Raw genomic sequence first — 15,004 nt, 5'->3', positions numbered from 1 at the left:
AATAGAGGCATATAGTCTCTCTAAGGTGACGAGGCATCGCTATTTAAGCAAGATGGCTTTTTCATATTTAAACGAAAGGGGGAACATCCTTGTCTCGAATTGAGGGGTTAAAGTCTATATTTTTTCCGCATCACAATATGGTTTCATTGGAATTCATTCGCCGCCGGATTTAGGAAAATCACGATCTGCAATTTCGTTAGATGAAAAAAACTTATGAAACTTATGCCTAAATATATCTCATTTTAGTAAAAAATCTTGTAACTTTTTGCCATGTGTTTTCGTTTATAATGCATAACGTATGGGATAACTGGGCCAAGCGGCGGAACGAGGCGTTATCCCCTGACGTTAAATCACAAAAATAGATCAATATAGGAGACCGATACAAGATGATGCGATGGCTTCGCAAACCAGTAAAATCCTCTGAACCCGGCGGGGAAGAAGTCGTAGACGCTGTGGCAGCGGACAATACGGAAGAGCAACCCGCTCCAGAGGCTTCGGCAGATGAACATGTTGTTCTTTCAGGCGAGGCTGCAACGGAGCAAGCTGCGACTATTGCAGCTGAATCAGAGCAGGAACATGCCCCGGCAGACCCTTCTTCTGTTCACCAAGAACAGGTAGAAGAGCCTAAGGGGCCGATTCTGACGGTTAAAGACGTTCACCGCTCCTTTCCTGTTGGAGGGGGTGAACTTCATGTGCTTAAAGGGATCAATATGGAGGTTCGCAGCGGCCAGCTCGTTATGCTGAAAGGCAGATCCGGTTCAGGTAAAACGACGCTGCTCAATATGCTGGGAGGGCTGGACCAGCCTTCTTCTGGCGAGATATTTTTTCAGGATCATCCTTTGCATTCCTTAAGCGATAATGAGCGTACGAAGCTGCGCAGGGATCGAATTGGCTTTATCTTTCAGGCTTATGCCCTGCTTCCGCTTCTATCCGCTTGGGAGAATGTCGAATTATCGCTGCGGATGGCAAATGTACCCTCCAGTGAGTGGAAAGCACGCGTCACCCACTGCCTGGAATTAGTCGGACTCGGCAAACGGATGTTTCATAGACCGTTCGAGATGTCCGGCGGGGAGCAACAACGTGTGGCGATTGCCAAGGCGATAGCACACCGTCCGAAGCTGCTGCTGGCGGACGAACCCACGGCGAACCTGGATACACAGATGGGTGCTCAGGTTATGGCCGTATTCAAAAATATAATACATACAGAACAAGTGACAATATGCATGACAACACATGACCCAACAATTTTGGAGGTAGCAGACCATGTCTATGAAATGGTGGATGGAAGATTCATTAACTAAAAGAAAGGGGAGGGTAATCAGATCGCTGGGGCTTTTGTCCATTTGCACTGCGCTTCTTCTATCAACGGGGTGCTCATTGCTTCCTAATGAAGATGAGGAAGAAGTACTGCCGGTCATTACCCCGCCTACAATTTCAAAGAAACCGGAATATGAGGTTCGTTCGGAACCGATTGAGCAGTCCGTGAGCGCTGTCGGCAAAATTATGAGCCAGCGTGAAGAACCGCTCTATTTTACTGAGGATGGACTTCATATTAAAAATGTCCTGGTCAAGGCCGGAGATAAAGTCAAAAAAGGCGATGTCCTGATCGAGCTTGAAGTTAAAGATATGGAGAAGGAACTGCGCAAGAAACGTCTGGATTTCCGCCAGCAGGAATTAACGATGAAGGAAACGCTGCGGAAGAAGGATGAAATGGATGATATTGAATTCGAGAAGGCTTCTATTGTATTTGAAGAACAACGTCAGGAATTGGTCGACCTGGAGCAGAAAATTGCCGACGGATCGTTAACGGCTCCTTTCTCAGGCACGATTGTCTCGATTAACGCTCAGAAGGGGGGAACGATTAAAGCCTATGATTCGTTAGGTGTGATTTCGGATACTTCTTCCCTCGTTGTCGCTGCTTCCTTTGGCAAGGAGGAACTTCAGAAGTTGGCTGTTGGCATGAAAGCCGAAGTTGATATTAACGCGATAGGCGTCATCAATGGAAAAATCAAGGCGATGCCGGCTCCTACGGATTCGTCGAATAATGGAAACAACGGGAACAATGGCAATAATGGCGCGCCGGAAAAGGACTCCATCGATAAATATCTGATTGTCGAGCTGGATAAATGGCCAAAGGATCTGGAGAGAGGACGCCAGCTAAGTGTCAAAGTCGTAACCAATCGTAAGGAGAAGGCAACACTCATTCCGATATCCGCCCTCCGCACCATCGGCTCTCGTACTTATGTGCAGGTTGTTGAAGCGGATGGCTCCAAGCGTGAAGTCGATGTAGAAGTAGGCATGCAGACCTCTACGGATATTGAGATTCTTAAAGGCCTCACACCTGGACAGAAAGTAGTGGGTCGTTAATGGGAGTGCCGATGTTACGTTTGCTATTCCGTAAAATGTGGAACACGAAATGGTTAACGCTGAGCACCTTGATCGGTTTGATCGTGGCGGTCTCCTTTACGGTAAGCATACCGATGTATTCCGACGGAGCGCTTAAGCGCGTTGTTTCTAATACCCTGAAGGAACAAAGTGAAGGTCTTCCGGCCGGTTCTCTGATTATGAGCTATCAGGCAGCCGGAGGGGCGAAGACAGACTTGGCAGGACTTGAAGCTGTTAATAAGTATATTGCTGAGGAAGTTCCGGGGGAAATTAATTTTCCGTTCAAGGCTTATGTGAATGCCCGTTCTTTGAGAAGCGCGGAGGTATATCCGCAGGACCCGACGAAGGTCGATGCGAGCCGCATGCGGACGATGTCGATCAATTCCATGAGCGGCTTGCAGGATCATATCTCGGTGTCGGGCGGCAATATTACTTCCGATAGCTATGACGGAAATGTTCTGGAAGCACTGATGCTGGAAGAAGCGATGTATCGGCAGGATCTTCATGTCGGCGATGTGATGGAATATCCCGTCTCCGGCGGTGCGGGTATCGTTCTGAAGGTTAAGATTGTCGGTACATTCCAGCCGACAGATGAGACGGATCCTTATTGGTATCAAGGGTTCGAAGGAATGATGAACAGCTTCTATGTTAATGAAAAAGTATTTAATGAGGCTCTTCTTAAGAAATTATCGATTCCGATTCATGGTTCCAGCTGGTATTATGCTTTTGATCTACGTGAGATCAAGACGAGTCAACTGTCGCCATTATCGACCACGCTTGACCGATTGAACGTGGAGCTATATCAGAAGCTGAAGGATACGAAGGTGGATCTCTCTTTTGGTGATTTGTTAAATGATTTCCGGAAGCAGAGCCTGCAGATGCAGACCTTGCTCTTCACGCTGGCTGCCCCGATGATCGCCATGGTCTTCTACTATATTGTGATGAATGCTAAGCAGTCCTTGGATAAACAGCAGAGCGATATCGCTGTGCTGCGCAGTCGGGGGGCATCTACCAAGCAGATTATATTCATTTATTTGCTGGAAGGGATTATGTTAGGTGCGGCTGCTATGATATTCGGCCCCTTGCTCGGCTGGTTTATGTCAAAGAGCATCGGTTCCGCGGACGGCTTCCTGACCTTTGTCAATCGGAAGTCCATCCCTGTTGGGTTCAATGCGGATGCGCTGCTTCTTGGAGGATTGGCGGTTCTTATCGCGATCCTGGCTACGGTGCTTCCAGCGGTATCTTATGCTCGCGCCTCCATTGTCAATGCGAAGCGCAAACAGGCTCGCAACGATCGCATGCCGACCTGGCAGCGCTGGTGTCTGGATATTGTGCTGATGGGGGTCGCCGGATACGGCTATTACCTGTTTTATGAGCGCCAAATGTTAACGTTCCAGACGGGGATGACGACGGATGAGCTGCAGGTGCAACCTTTCTTGTTCTTCGTTCCGGCGCTGGCTATTTTCTCGATCGGGCTGTTTTTCCTGCGGATTTTCCCGTGGATTCTTAAGCTGATCGGTTGGATTGGCAAGAAGTGGCTGCCGGTTCCATATTATTTAAGTCTAACCCAGCTGTCACGTTCAGCCTCTTCCTATTATCCGCTGATGATTTTGCTGGTTCTAACATTAGGGCTGGGTGTATATAATGCTTCTGCCGCTCGCACGATTGATCTGAACTCGACGGAGCGTACGCTATATAAATATGGGGCGGACGTTATCATGCAAACCGTGTGGGAAGAGACGCCTGAAACGCCCACCAAACCGCCAACAGGCCAAGGACAGGGAGGTACCGGTGGTGGAGGCAACCCAGGCGGCGGTAATCCGGGAGGAGGCAATCCTGGCGGGGGGAACCCGGGGGGAGGGCCTGGGAATGGTCAAGGCAATAAGCCGACCAAGATGAATTATATCGAACCGCCGTTTGAAGTATTTCGCAAGCTGGAAGGTGTAGAGCATGCGGCCAGGGTACTGCAGACCAAGGGCAATCTTATCATCTCTGGACGTTCAGCAGGCCAAGGGAACATTATGGGGATTGATAACGCTGATTTCTATCAGGTGGCCTGGTTCCGCGATGACTTGTTCCCGGCGGCTCCGCATCAATATTTGAATTTACTCGGGATGAACGAGAGCGCTGCGCTTGTTCCGTCCAATCTGGCGGAGAAGTATCAGCTGAAGCCCGGTGACATTATTACGGTGTCTTTAGCGGAGCGATCTGTAGATTTTATTGTGTACGGAATTTTGCCGTACTGGCCTAGTATGTATCCGGATGAATCTCCGTTCCTCATTGCTAACCTGGATTATATTTATGACCAGGCCAAGATTCTTCCTTATGAAGTGTGGCTCAAGATGAAGCCGGATGCCAAGGTTGGGCCGATCGTCACGAAGCTGACCAGCGAGAATATCGATCTTTATTCGGTCAAGGATGTGCGCAGCGAGCTGGCGACGCAGAAGAAACATCCTACCCGAGGCGGGGTATTCGGGATTTTGAGTATGGGCTTCCTGGTCTCGGTAATCGTATCCTTAATCGGTTATGTGATGTATTGGTTCTTTAACTTATCAAGCCGGGTTGTACAATTTGGTATTTTGCGGGCCATGGGCTTATCGCGCAGACAGCTGACGCTTATGCTGCTGGCGGAGCAGCTGCTAACCGCAGGGTTATCGATCGTGCTTGGGATCGTGATCGGCAAAGTGGCCGGTAAGTTGTATCTGCCGTTCTTGCAGACGGCGGACAATGTCACTTCACAGGTTCCTCCGTTCAGAATTATTTTCAATTCCTCGGATACGATGCAGTTATATGTTGTCGTTCTAGTTATGCTGCTGCTCGGTGCCGGACTTCTGCTATGGCAGATCCGCCGCTTGCGTGTACATCAGGCAGTCAAGATGGGAGAGGAGCGGTAATATGAACGAAATGATCTATTGTGAAGGACTCGTTAAAATCTTTAAATCGGAGGATATCGAAGTTGTCGCTTTGCAGGGCTTGAACCTGACGGTAAATCAGGGTGAGATGATGGCGATTATCGGCAATAGCGGCAGCGGCAAATCAACTCTGCTGAATATGCTGGGCGGTCTTGACCGCCCTTCCGCGGGTCAAGTGAATGTAGGCGGCTGGGATTTGCTGAAGATTCGCGACGATCAGCTGGTAGAATACAAGCGGAACACCGTTGGCTTTGTATGGCAGAACAACGGACGCAACCTGCTTCCGTATCTATCTGCTTTGGAGAATGTAGAAATGCCGATGCTGTTAAGCGGCAAGCTGGATCGGGTCTATGCCAAGCAGCTGCTTGAATGGGTCGGTCTGAAGGATCGCATGCACAGCAAGCTGCATCAGCTCTCCGGCGGAGAGCAGCAGCGCGTAGCCATCGCCATCTCGCTATCGAATCGCCCCAAGCTGCTATTGGCGGATGAGCCGACCGGCTCGGTTGATACGGCAACCGCTGACCAGATCATGAATATTTTCCGCAATGTGAATCGTGAACTTGGAATTACGATCGTTATCGTTACGCATGATTTAACGCTGGCCGGCAAGGTTGACCGGGTTGTTGCCATTCGCGACGGTTTAACGAGTACAGAGTTTCTCAAGCGTAATCCGAATCTGGATCTGGCAACGATGGAGAACGGTGGTTTCCATCAAGGCGGGCTTCAGGAAGTACACGAAGCATTTGTGGTTGTCGATCGGGTTGGGAGATTGCAGGTTCCTAAGGAATATCTTGAAGCGGTCGGGATTCAGGGGAGAGCCAGCATGGAGTTTGATGGTGACAAGATTGTGATTACGGCGCCGAAATCATTAGAGGAGGAGAACGCATGAAGCTTAAGAACGGAAAAATGCGTAAAATGATGACAGTATCCCTGGCGGCCACAATGGCCCTGGGAATGCTTGCTGGATGCAGCGGAGCAAAGGCTCCGGATAGCAACCAAGAGAAAGTACTCCGCATCGGCGTCCTGTATGGCGGCAATATGGATGACTCTTATTTCCGTCAACAGTACACAGATATTTATGAATTTGACAGAAAAAATGTAAAGATCGAAATAGTGCCTGCTATTAATCAGAGCGATTGGCGTTATAATGATGGATCAGAGCCTTATAAAGAGCCGGATTACATGGACGGCATGAAGAAAATTATGACCGGCAGCAATCCCGTTGATGTCGTCGTTGCAGACGTTAGTGTGCTAAAGCAATTGATCCAGGAAAATATGCTGAAGCAGCTTGACCCATTAGTCCAGGAGGACAAATTTGATACAAGTGATTTTGTTCCAGCCGTCATCGATGGCATTAAGGATTTGGGAGAGGGAAATCTTTATGCGTTAACTCCTTCATTCTCTTCATCGGCATTGTTCTATAACAAGAAGCTGTTATCCGATGCCGGGGTTGAGCCTCCGACGGATAAAATGACTTGGGACGATGTATTTAATTTGGCGAAGAGAGTGGCGAAGGGTTCAGGCAAGGATCGCGTCTATGGATTCTCTTTCAATCGTTATTTGGGCAATGATCCATTCTGGGATATGCAATATACCTACATGGCTCCGCTGCAGCTAAGGTTGTATGATGAAAAGGCTGAGACCATGACGGTGGATTCGCCGCAGTGGATTAAAGCATGGGATACGATCAGCAACCTTGTTAAAGAAGAAGTTATCCCCAATAACAATAATGTCAACTATGATGAGAAATGGACTCCGATATCCAATGATTTGTTCTTATCTGGCAAAGTCGCGATGATGATCGCCGAGAGCTATTATATTAACGATATTGCTGACGCCAATACGAATGCAGCCAAGATCAAGGATTACACGCCAGTTGATTGGGATGTAGTAACGCTTCCGACACATCCGGAGAAGCCGGATATTGGCGGCAACATTTATCTTAACAATACGTTTGCGATTAACACCAATGCGCCTAATCCGGAATCGGCCTGGGACTATATTAAGTTCATTGCCGGTGAAGACTGGGCGAAGCTGAAGTCACGGAGCAATTCGTATGAGATGGTTGCCCGGAAGTCTTATATCCAACCACGGCAGGGTCAATCTTATAATATCGGGGCCTTCTATAATATCAAGCCGGTACCTCCGACAAATCCGAAGGATGATAAGCTGAAGCAGGAGAAGCGAGGATTGTATTACGTTGAAAATATCGGCCGAAATTATTTCCAAGAGGTATTAGATAAGAAGAAGTCAGCATCAGAAGCCCTGAAGGAATGGTCGGAGAAGGGGAACAAAATGCTGCAGGAGATCAAGCTTAATCCTAAGACCGAATTCCAGGAAGACGGCACGCCTTTTATTCCTGAAGATAATGTGGATGCAGCTGCTGGATTATCGAGTAGAGGATAATTGAATTATAAAAAAAGTCGCTGGAAATTATTTCGGCGGCTTTTTTTGTACAATTCTGGGTAATCTATATAGCGATGAATCAAATCTGTATGGAGGAGATTATGAATGCATTGGGTGTATTTCAATAAGTTGTATCGTACGAAATTTCAAGCCGGCTGCCTGGCAAAGAGATTAGAACAAGATGGCTGGATTTACGGCTTTGATCGCATGAATGAAATTGAAATCTTCCGCTCCAAGCGTGGAAAGTACGGCGTCAGGTTCATTCCTTGAAATTTTATCCGAGACGATTATCCGTTTCATTTCTATAGATAAGAGCAAAGGTTTACACAATCCCTTAAAGTAACACTTGACAAACTATGGCATACTCATGTATATTATTACTTGTCGCTATTTATTGTCGCGGGGTGGAGCAGTCCGGTAGCTCGTCGGGCTCATAACCCGAAGGTCGTAGGTTCAAATCCTGCCCCCGCAATACTTATTTTAGTCATTTGTCGCAAGGGCCCTTAGCTCAGTTGGTTAGAGCGGTCGGCTCATAACCGATTGGTCGGGGGTTCGAGTCCCTCAGGGCCCATTTATGCGAGAACCCTTGCTATGCAAGGGTTTTTTGCTGTTTATAGGCATAATAGATTAGTAGATTTCAGGGGTAGAATAGAGCGGGGATTTGAGTTTGCTAACGCATTTGCTAACGGCAGCCTAATTATTCACAGGTTCGAGTGGTTTTTCGGAGTATTTATTTAGTTCAGCTTCAATCCGATCGACAGCTTCGTCTTGCATCGTCGGAAGTAAATGTGAGTAGCGTTCGTTAAACATTGCAGGAGTCATCCCAAGACGTTCGGCTCCTGTAGGTCGTCTATGACAGCTTGAAATAGTTTTACCCTACGGATGGAGTCAACAGTCTTTGACGCTGTACAACGAGGCCTGAGCGTGTCCAGTTTACTGTTTGGATAACCTTGAGCTCTCTATTATCAAAATCAATATCTCGCCAACGTAGTCCTAGTATTTCTCCCCGGCGCATTCCAGTGTATATGGCCAGCGAAAAGACGATGTAATGTACGTGGTGCCTTGATGATTTTAGAAAATGAGTAAACTCTTCAACGGTCCAGAATTGTATTTCTTTTTGCTCGTTAGCATTTACTTTACTTCGCATAGATACTTTGCTCATAATGTCTTCTGACAATAGCCCAGATTCGCTATATGCCAGTCTCATGGCACGTTTTAGAACACCGTGAATTCCCTTTACATATTCCTTAGAATATTTTTTTCTTAGTTCTGCATAGAAGGATTTAATAGTACGTGGCGTAAGTGCTTGTAGTTTTATTTTCCCGAGTACGGGTATGATACGCGCTTCTATAATGGTTTTCTCTGTACCATACGATGTTGGTTTGAAGTTTGGTTCAGCATGTGTTTCTAGATATTCTTCGAGATATTCCTTTACTGTAATTTTTGAATCATCAACATGAGTCCCTTTTTCGATTTCAGCAATTTTGATGTGACATGCTGAGCAGGTTTCCTTTTCTGTTTTAAACCCACCTTTAGATTTTTGACGGCGCCCACTAGTTAACGAATCCGAAGGCAAGTCGATTACATAAGTATAGGTTTTTCCTCTTTGGTATACGTGTCCTTTCATGAGTTGTTAATCCTCCTAAAATTTATATGAGACCATGATCTTGGTAACCAGGCAATCCCTTTGCGACTAATTGACGATCCAACTGCTGCAGGACCCTTTTAGTTTCGCGTGACCAGGCAGGCTCATGGCTACGATTCTTCTGTTCACTCCGTTTGCTTTGACGGTAGCCATCTATTATTCTTCGTTTAATTTGCTCTATGCGCTTGACTGCAAGAGCGGGCGGAACGTCAAACACATCAACCAGGCAAGGTATCGCATCTACCATAGTGGGCATGATTGGGGTCAGCTGGAATACCATTGACGATGGCATAGCTGCATATAAAACAAACTGCTCGGCCTCGAGCTCTTGCATTTGGGTGTACGATTCAGGCATAGTCATTTGATTACCGGCATGCCTGAGAAGGTGGCAGAGCTCGTGAAGGAAGTCTAGACGCTGTTGGCCTTTGGGTAAACGGCTGTCGATAAACATGCTATACATGCCGCTGACAGCTTCTAGGGCTCGGCTGCCGATCTCTGCATAATGGACCCATACATTTAACCGCGTAGACAGCTCATCAATGGTAATCTGATCGGGGGAAGTAATACCGGCACTTACATACGTATGCTCTATAAACTCTTCCAAAATAGTCATTCGATAATGTTTGACCATGGTGATAACCTCCAGTAGGGGAATGCGTGTTCGGTTATAAAGCGAAAAGAAAAGCCGTTTCCGGCTAAGAATTAATCATTTACATTATGAGTTATTGACTTTTTTTAATAGTGGATACTGTTAATAGGATTGCGTTAGTTGTTCCACCGCCTATGTTATCAAATGAATATTGAATCGTAGGAACTCCTCTCATGGTAACGACATCACCATCAAGGATATCTCCAGTAGAATTCATATACTCGCCAATAATCGAATTACCATTGTCGTCTAGGATGTGAATTTCAGCTACTGTGCCAATTTCAATTTCTTCTTCTTGGATTTGCACCACATAACCATTGACTTCAACCATTTTATCTATGTAAGGTTTAATATTTTTGAAAAGATGTTTCGATGTTATGCTTGCATCAACTTGCGAGGCTGCATTCTTTTTTGATTCGGCGGTTACAGCAGGAAAAAGTTCATAGTGGTCTACGATATATTTGTTTGTTTTTCCGTCCATCTCACCGCCATCAGTTAAATAGGCAACCGCCATGTTCATAACATCTGCAACTCTTGTCTTTAACAAATAAGGGCGTTGCAGCTTCGGTCAACGATACTCCGGCACAGTTGGCGATTAAGATAGGGCAGATTAATACAGGCAAAAAGTATTTATACCGCTCTGGTGTTGGTCAGAGCGCTTATGTAAATTTTGATTTCGGGTTTGAGGCAAGTATATTGCTCATAAAAGCACCTGGTACGCAATATGTTGCGTTTGATAACAACGGGTTTACAACTTATGGCGGTGGCGCAGGATTAAGTAATATCCAGTATGGCAACATAAAGTGGTCAAACGGGAAGATGGCTGGCATTCAAAACTACTTAATCGGTGATAAGGTATCGTACACGATAGAGGCGTGGGAATAATTAAATATAAAGTATGAAGAGTTTTACGAATCCGCGCCGTATAGGTAGCGGTTATTTTTATGCCCTCGGGATACCGGGGGCATAAAAATAATAAAACGAAGGGTGCTGAAAATTAGAACTATTACAGAATGATAAAAGCAGGCGGAAAGTGAATGCTTGTCCTCCAAATGACCTTTTACTGTCCGAAATAAGGCCAGTGATAACTCTATGTCTTTTATAGAATAAATGTAGCAGAGATAAGATTAATTGCGAACTATAAAAGCGGAGGTATTTATTCATGGCTAAAACTGATTGGAAACTAACGGATGTAGTAAAGCCGGATGACTTTAACGACATTGGGCAGGAAATAAACAAGTTGCGCGGGGATTTGGACAATATTGACATCCCAACTGCATCTTTAACCAAAGCTGGGATTACGCAGCTCTCCAGTGCAACGGACAGCGAAGCCGAAGATCGGGCGGCAACGCCGAAGGCTGTCAAGGCGGCAACCGATGCGGCACGGAAGGCACAGAATGCAGCAGATGATGCAAATACGGCGGCAGCTACGGTACAAAAAGAGTTAAAAGATGCTATCGCTGATATAGTCATAAATGGAACTGAAGCGGTAGAAGAAGTGAAAAAAGAATTACAGGAACTAGAAACTCGCCTTAATACAGCCGATACAGACGAGATCACATTACAACCTGGCTTACAGGTAGTCAGCACGGCCAAGGATGCACGATTTAATCTTGGGTCTATCAAAGGTAAATCGGAGATCAACGGGAGTGGCAGAATCGGCATCATCGGCGCAGAGAATCCCTATGTAATACGGTATGGAGAGAATCTATTGCCGCCGTTTTATGAGTGGAACGAGTCCGCGCAACTCTCTATCCCTGTTTCGGGCAAGTATGCGATGCAGTTGGTCAAAACGTCTGCCACCGACTTCGCAACAAAAGTCAGTCCGACTATGGCCTTGCCAACAAATCGGGCATTTACGTTTAGCGTGGACGTTGACGCTGTATTTACTGCGTCGGGCATATACGGGACGTACCTGAATATTTTTACGGAGGATAGCAACGGAACGACTTCAAATATGGATTTATCAGGTACAACATATTACAGAAACACCTCAGGGACGTACACCATTTATTGCACTTTCACCGTCCCTAGCGACAGTCGTAAAATCTGGACTTTAATAGGCGTAGACGCTGCCTCTACTGGAATGTTTACCTTTAATAACCCGATGCTCACACTCGGCACCGAAGCCAAACCATTTGTACCGCGCGAAGACTCTATGCTTGCCTTCCAGACAGAGTTACACGCTAACCCAACGGACGGCAGCGAACCTGACGTATTGTTTGAGCGTGAGGGGCAATATTTTAAGCTGGAGAAGTGGAAAGAGGTTGTATTAACTTCAGATATTATCGAAATAGCCGCTCTTTCACCAACAACATCTAAGATCTATAAGATTATACGGTTGGTAATTACACAAAAAGACACTTCAAATTTCGCAGCATTTATGACTAAATACGATGGTGCTTCGCTTACTTTAGACAAAGTTAGTTCACCACTCCCTGCCAGTGATATATTTAACGTTGGCGGTATGGGCGGAGTAAATCCAGGTGTTATTTGGATTTCCGTTTCCAACACCTACAGCGGATGGGGAGACGCCTACACACCGACAGTAGACGAGATTAAGGCGTATTTTAACGGTTGGAAGATGTTTAACTGGAATTCATCCAGCGGGGCGTCTATTTATACTGGTGCTGCCGATGAGATAAAGGCATGGTGCTATCGTAAAGATGGACAAACCGGAGTGACTGGCGTTGACTTTACGGGTGAAACGCGAACTTTACCAACTGCTCAAGCTCCAAACTGGACACCGTACAACCTTTTATATCGCCTAGCCAAAGAGGTTGTCGAACCAGTCACGTATGAAGGATGCCTGACACTCCACGAAGGCGATAACGTGGTAGAAGTAGGTACGGGGATTGTGCTGCGGGAACGGGCGATTCCTGTTTTGTCTGGTGGAGCATATCACATTAACAATACTGCCGTTGCTGGATCTAATTTGCTTAACAAGTCCAACGAACTGCTTTCCGTCTACAAAAGCGACAAAAAGTCTAACTCGTGGGTTTTAAGAACAAATCACGCGAATGGGTATGGTGGCGGCAACGCTTACGTTGATCAGGCTAATTATGATCAATCCGCAGCCTACAGTGTCACCTATCTTAAACTCGACAAATCGCCTATCGTCCCGATCACCGGAACCGTAGCCGTGAATGAAAAGGCGCAGCTATCCGATTTGACGGCGGGAGTAGCCGAAGCGTTACACGGTGTATCGGTGCTGACGCAGAAGAAAGCGGAGAAAGACGCTGCTATTCCCGTTATATCATATATAACTCCAACTTTACTAAACAACTGGACAAACTACGGAGCGCAGGCTAAAGTGGGCTACGGAAAGGACAAAGCAGGTAATGTATGGCTTAAAGGTTTAATTAAAGGCGGAGTGATTAGTAATGTACCTGCCGATGGAATGGTGTTTGCCTTGCCTTCTGCATACCGACCTTCCGAGGAGATATCATTTGTAGTACGTTCCGGAGCAGCGACAGGCGTGATCATTATAGACAAATCAGGTAGGGTTCGAGCTTACAGCGGAGACAATACACTGCTATCGCTTAATGGCATTCAGTTCCCAGCAGAAATATAAGGAGTGATGGATTTGAAAGCAGTACCTAAAGTAAATATAGACGGCCTCTACTTGGAGGATACGATAGTGGACGATGCCTTTTACGGTGTCGTCCCTTTTTATGCCGATCCGCCCGCGCTGGAACCGGAGTTGCCGCTTGAAACCGATATCGAAGCGACAGACGAACCGGAGGAAGAGGTTGAACCTGAGATTGTCGGGTATACCGTAGGCATCCCCGTTCCTGCCGGCTTGTACTTGCCGCGTTTTGATTTGGAGGCGTGGGAGTCGAGGAAAGAAGACGAGTTGTCCGATCCATCCGATTATTGGGTGGAAGGGCTGAGCGCGGAAGAGATCGAGGAACTAACCAAGCCGCAGCCACAGGAGCCTGATCCAGTGGATCTCCTGGGCGAGGAGGTATCTGATTTGAAGCTTCAACTATTCGGTCATCAGGAAGCAATCATTAGTATGGATGAAAGTCTTAAACAAACGAAGCAGGACGGTATAGAACTTCAGCAGATTACTACAACGATAGGATCTGAACAAACAAAGCAAGACTTAACATCTTTGGACTTGAAGCAGCAAAACAATGTAATAGGGGCCGAACTGATCAAGAAGGATATTTCTATCCTTGATCTATACATGCAGAATCAGGTTCTTGGGCAAATGTTGGCATCGCTTGAACTAAGACTATTAGCAAAGGGAACAGGGGGCGAATCGAATGTTTAATAGTGAATTTGAAAGACTGTCATACTTCTACGAAAAGAAATGGGTATCTGATGTGCAACTGAAGCTATATGTACAGTTTGGTGTAATCACAGCAGCAGAGTTTAAGGTTATCACAGGTAAGGATTATAAAGCATGATTAGCCCAGGAAAATTTTCCTTAGCAAGAAGGTGAATGAATATGTTTGGTGGAGGATTTAACAATCTTGCATTTAACTCCCCAGCCGAAAATGAAGTTAATATTGTCGATCTATCGGCCCACCTATCAGGTGAAGGGAGGGTTTCTTTAGCAGCTACTTCAATGGATATGCACGCTTCAGCTCACTTGTCGGGCGAAGGGCGAGCTACGGGTGAATATATCAGGGAATACTCCTTGGAGCCTGAAAGAATGAGCGGCGAGGGGCGAGTTTCAGCATCCTTTATACGGGAGATCAGACCAAGCGTGCATATGTCCGGCGAGGGCAGAATGATTGCGGATGCCAATCGTTATCACGTTGACTATATCGAGTTTACAGATGTATTCAAGCCAGGGGATCAGATCATTATTGACTCTGGCAAGTTCAAGATCACTAGAAATGGTATCAATGTATCTCACCTCTACGAAGGTGATTTTTTTGATTTGAACCTTGGTGAAAATAGATTAACCTGGACGGACCCGGCAAGTGGTAGAGAAATTTTGTTCCGTATTACACACAGAGATAAGTTCTTGTATTGAATTGAGGTGAGACTTAT

At 46.3% G+C, this 15,004-nt stretch carries 14 protein-coding genes and 2 tRNA genes; 13 read left to right on the top strand and 3 right to left on the bottom strand.

Annotated elements, in window-relative coordinates; all coding sequences use genetic code 11:
* Positions 1–386 precede the first annotated feature (386 nt).
* From BN1360_RS22100 to BN1360_RS22065, 8 genes are all read left to right on the top strand, one after another.
* Positions 387–1,301 (top strand): ABC transporter ATP-binding protein, encoded by a 915-nt coding sequence (locus tag BN1360_RS22100; protein ID WP_229521075.1) that lies wholly within the window; start codon positions 387–389, stop codon positions 1,299–1,301.
* Positions 1,264–2,367: a permuted SH3 domain-containing protein gene (locus BN1360_RS22095; RefSeq protein ID WP_068782015.1), complete on the top strand. Its 1,104-nt coding sequence runs from the start codon at positions 1,264–1,266 to the stop codon at positions 2,365–2,367. The genes BN1360_RS22100 and BN1360_RS22095 overlap by 38 nt, the downstream gene beginning before the upstream one ends.
* On the top strand, positions 2,367–5,279 hold the full coding sequence (locus BN1360_RS22090; protein WP_068782014.1) for an ABC transporter permease: 2,913 nt from the start codon (positions 2,367–2,369) through the stop codon (positions 5,277–5,279). The genes BN1360_RS22095 and BN1360_RS22090 overlap by 1 nt, the downstream gene beginning before the upstream one ends.
* A gap of 10 nt (positions 5,280–5,289) precedes the next feature.
* Positions 5,290–6,186 carry an ABC transporter ATP-binding protein gene (locus tag BN1360_RS22085; protein ID WP_068782519.1) on the top strand — a complete coding sequence of 299 codons (897 nt, stop codon included), beginning with the start codon at positions 5,290–5,292 and terminating at the stop codon, positions 6,184–6,186.
* Entirely contained in the window at positions 6,183–7,703 is a 1,521-nt protein-coding gene (locus BN1360_RS22080; protein ID WP_068782013.1) for an ABC transporter substrate-binding protein, read from the top strand. Before BN1360_RS22085 ends, BN1360_RS22080 begins: the two co-directional genes overlap by 4 nt.
* 105 nt (positions 7,704–7,808) lie before the next feature.
* Positions 7,809–7,973 carry a hypothetical protein gene (locus tag BN1360_RS22075; protein ID WP_179015995.1) on the top strand — a complete coding sequence of 55 codons (165 nt, stop codon included), beginning with the start codon at positions 7,809–7,811 and terminating at the stop codon, positions 7,971–7,973.
* A gap of 128 nt (positions 7,974–8,101) precedes the next feature.
* Positions 8,102–8,175 (top strand) — tRNA-Met (locus BN1360_RS22070).
* Between the two features lie 25 nt (positions 8,176–8,200).
* Positions 8,201–8,274 (top strand) — tRNA-Ile (locus BN1360_RS22065).
* 300 nt (positions 8,275–8,574) lie between these two features.
* On the opposite strand, the gene BN1360_RS22060 is transcribed toward BN1360_RS22065, so the two are convergent.
* From BN1360_RS22060 to BN1360_RS22050, 3 genes are all read right to left on the bottom strand, one after another.
* Complete coding sequence (locus tag BN1360_RS22060) at positions 8,575–9,330, bottom strand: tyrosine-type recombinase/integrase (RefSeq protein ID WP_229521074.1); 756 nt, start codon at positions 9,328–9,330, stop codon at positions 8,575–8,577.
* 22 nt (positions 9,331–9,352) lie between these two features.
* Positions 9,353–9,979, bottom strand: coding sequence for an ImmA/IrrE family metallo-endopeptidase (locus BN1360_RS22055; protein WP_068782012.1), 627 nt, complete (start codon positions 9,977–9,979; stop codon positions 9,353–9,355).
* 91 nt (positions 9,980–10,070) lie between these two features.
* The gene (locus tag BN1360_RS22050) at positions 10,071–10,517 is read right to left on the bottom strand and encodes a hypothetical protein (RefSeq protein ID WP_068782011.1); all 447 of its coding nucleotides are present in this window, start codon (positions 10,515–10,517) and stop codon (positions 10,071–10,073) included.
* A 14-nt stretch (positions 10,518–10,531) separates the two neighbouring features.
* On the opposite strand from BN1360_RS22050, the gene BN1360_RS22045 reads away from it, so the two are divergent.
* The 5 genes from BN1360_RS22045 to BN1360_RS22025 all read left to right on the top strand — a co-directional run bounded on the left by BN1360_RS22045 (position 10,532) and on the right by BN1360_RS22025 (position 14,987).
* Complete coding sequence (locus tag BN1360_RS22045; protein ID WP_068782010.1) at positions 10,532–10,882, top strand: hypothetical protein; 351 nt, start codon at positions 10,532–10,534, stop codon at positions 10,880–10,882.
* Positions 10,883–11,159: 277 nt separating this feature from the next.
* Positions 11,160–13,571: a phage tail protein gene (locus BN1360_RS22040; protein ID WP_068782009.1), complete on the top strand. Its 2,412-nt coding sequence runs from the start codon at positions 11,160–11,162 to the stop codon at positions 13,569–13,571.
* A gap of 12 nt (positions 13,572–13,583) precedes the next feature.
* A complete protein-coding gene (locus BN1360_RS22035) occupies positions 13,584–14,276 on the top strand; it encodes a hypothetical protein (protein ID WP_195714293.1) in 693 nt (230 codons plus the stop codon).
* Complete coding sequence (locus BN1360_RS22030; RefSeq protein WP_082790168.1) at positions 14,269–14,412, top strand: XkdX family protein; 144 nt, start codon at positions 14,269–14,271, stop codon at positions 14,410–14,412. Before BN1360_RS22035 ends, BN1360_RS22030 begins: the two co-directional genes overlap by 8 nt.
* A gap of 41 nt (positions 14,413–14,453) precedes the next feature.
* Positions 14,454–14,987 (top strand): phage distal tail protein, encoded by a 534-nt coding sequence (locus BN1360_RS22025; protein ID WP_068782007.1) that lies wholly within the window; start codon positions 14,454–14,456, stop codon positions 14,985–14,987.
* Positions 14,988–15,004: the final 17 nt, after the last annotated feature.

Origin of the sequence: Paenibacillus sp. GM2 (genome assembly GCF_900069005.2) — a bacterium.
Taxonomy (GTDB): Bacteria; Bacillota; Bacilli; order Paenibacillales; family Paenibacillaceae; genus Fontibacillus.
This window is presented reverse-complemented; position numbering and strand designations above follow the sequence as displayed.

Bases quoted from the DNA above. Each gene is read 5' to 3' on its own strand.
- BN1360_RS22085 (WP_068782519.1), top strand. From the start codon at position 5,290: ATGATCTATTGTGAAGGACTCGTTAAAATCTTTAAATCGGAGGATATC.
- BN1360_RS22060 (WP_229521074.1), bottom strand. From the start codon at position 9,330: ATGAAAGGACACGTATACCAAAGAGGAAAAACCTATACTTATGTAATC.
- BN1360_RS22030 (WP_082790168.1), top strand. From the start codon at position 14,269: ATGTTTAATAGTGAATTTGAAAGACTGTCATACTTCTACGAAAAGAAA.
- BN1360_RS22050 (WP_068782011.1), bottom strand. From the start codon at position 10,517: ATGAACATGGCGGTTGCCTATTTAACTGATGGCGGTGAGATGGACGGA.
- BN1360_RS22080 (WP_068782013.1), top strand. From the start codon at position 6,183: ATGAAGCTTAAGAACGGAAAAATGCGTAAAATGATGACAGTATCCCTG.
- BN1360_RS22090 (WP_068782014.1), top strand. From the start codon at position 2,367: ATGGGAGTGCCGATGTTACGTTTGCTATTCCGTAAAATGTGGAACACG.
- BN1360_RS22025 (WP_068782007.1), top strand. From the start codon at position 14,454: ATGTTTGGTGGAGGATTTAACAATCTTGCATTTAACTCCCCAGCCGAA.
- BN1360_RS22100 (WP_229521075.1), top strand. From the start codon at position 387: ATGATGCGATGGCTTCGCAAACCAGTAAAATCCTCTGAACCCGGCGGG.
- BN1360_RS22095 (WP_068782015.1), top strand. From the start codon at position 1,264: ATGTCTATGAAATGGTGGATGGAAGATTCATTAACTAAAAGAAAGGGG.
- BN1360_RS22040 (WP_068782009.1), top strand. From the start codon at position 11,160: ATGGCTAAAACTGATTGGAAACTAACGGATGTAGTAAAGCCGGATGAC.
- BN1360_RS22055 (WP_068782012.1), bottom strand. From the start codon at position 9,979: ATGGTCAAACATTATCGAATGACTATTTTGGAAGAGTTTATAGAGCAT.
- BN1360_RS22075 (WP_179015995.1), top strand. From the start codon at position 7,809: ATGCATTGGGTGTATTTCAATAAGTTGTATCGTACGAAATTTCAAGCC.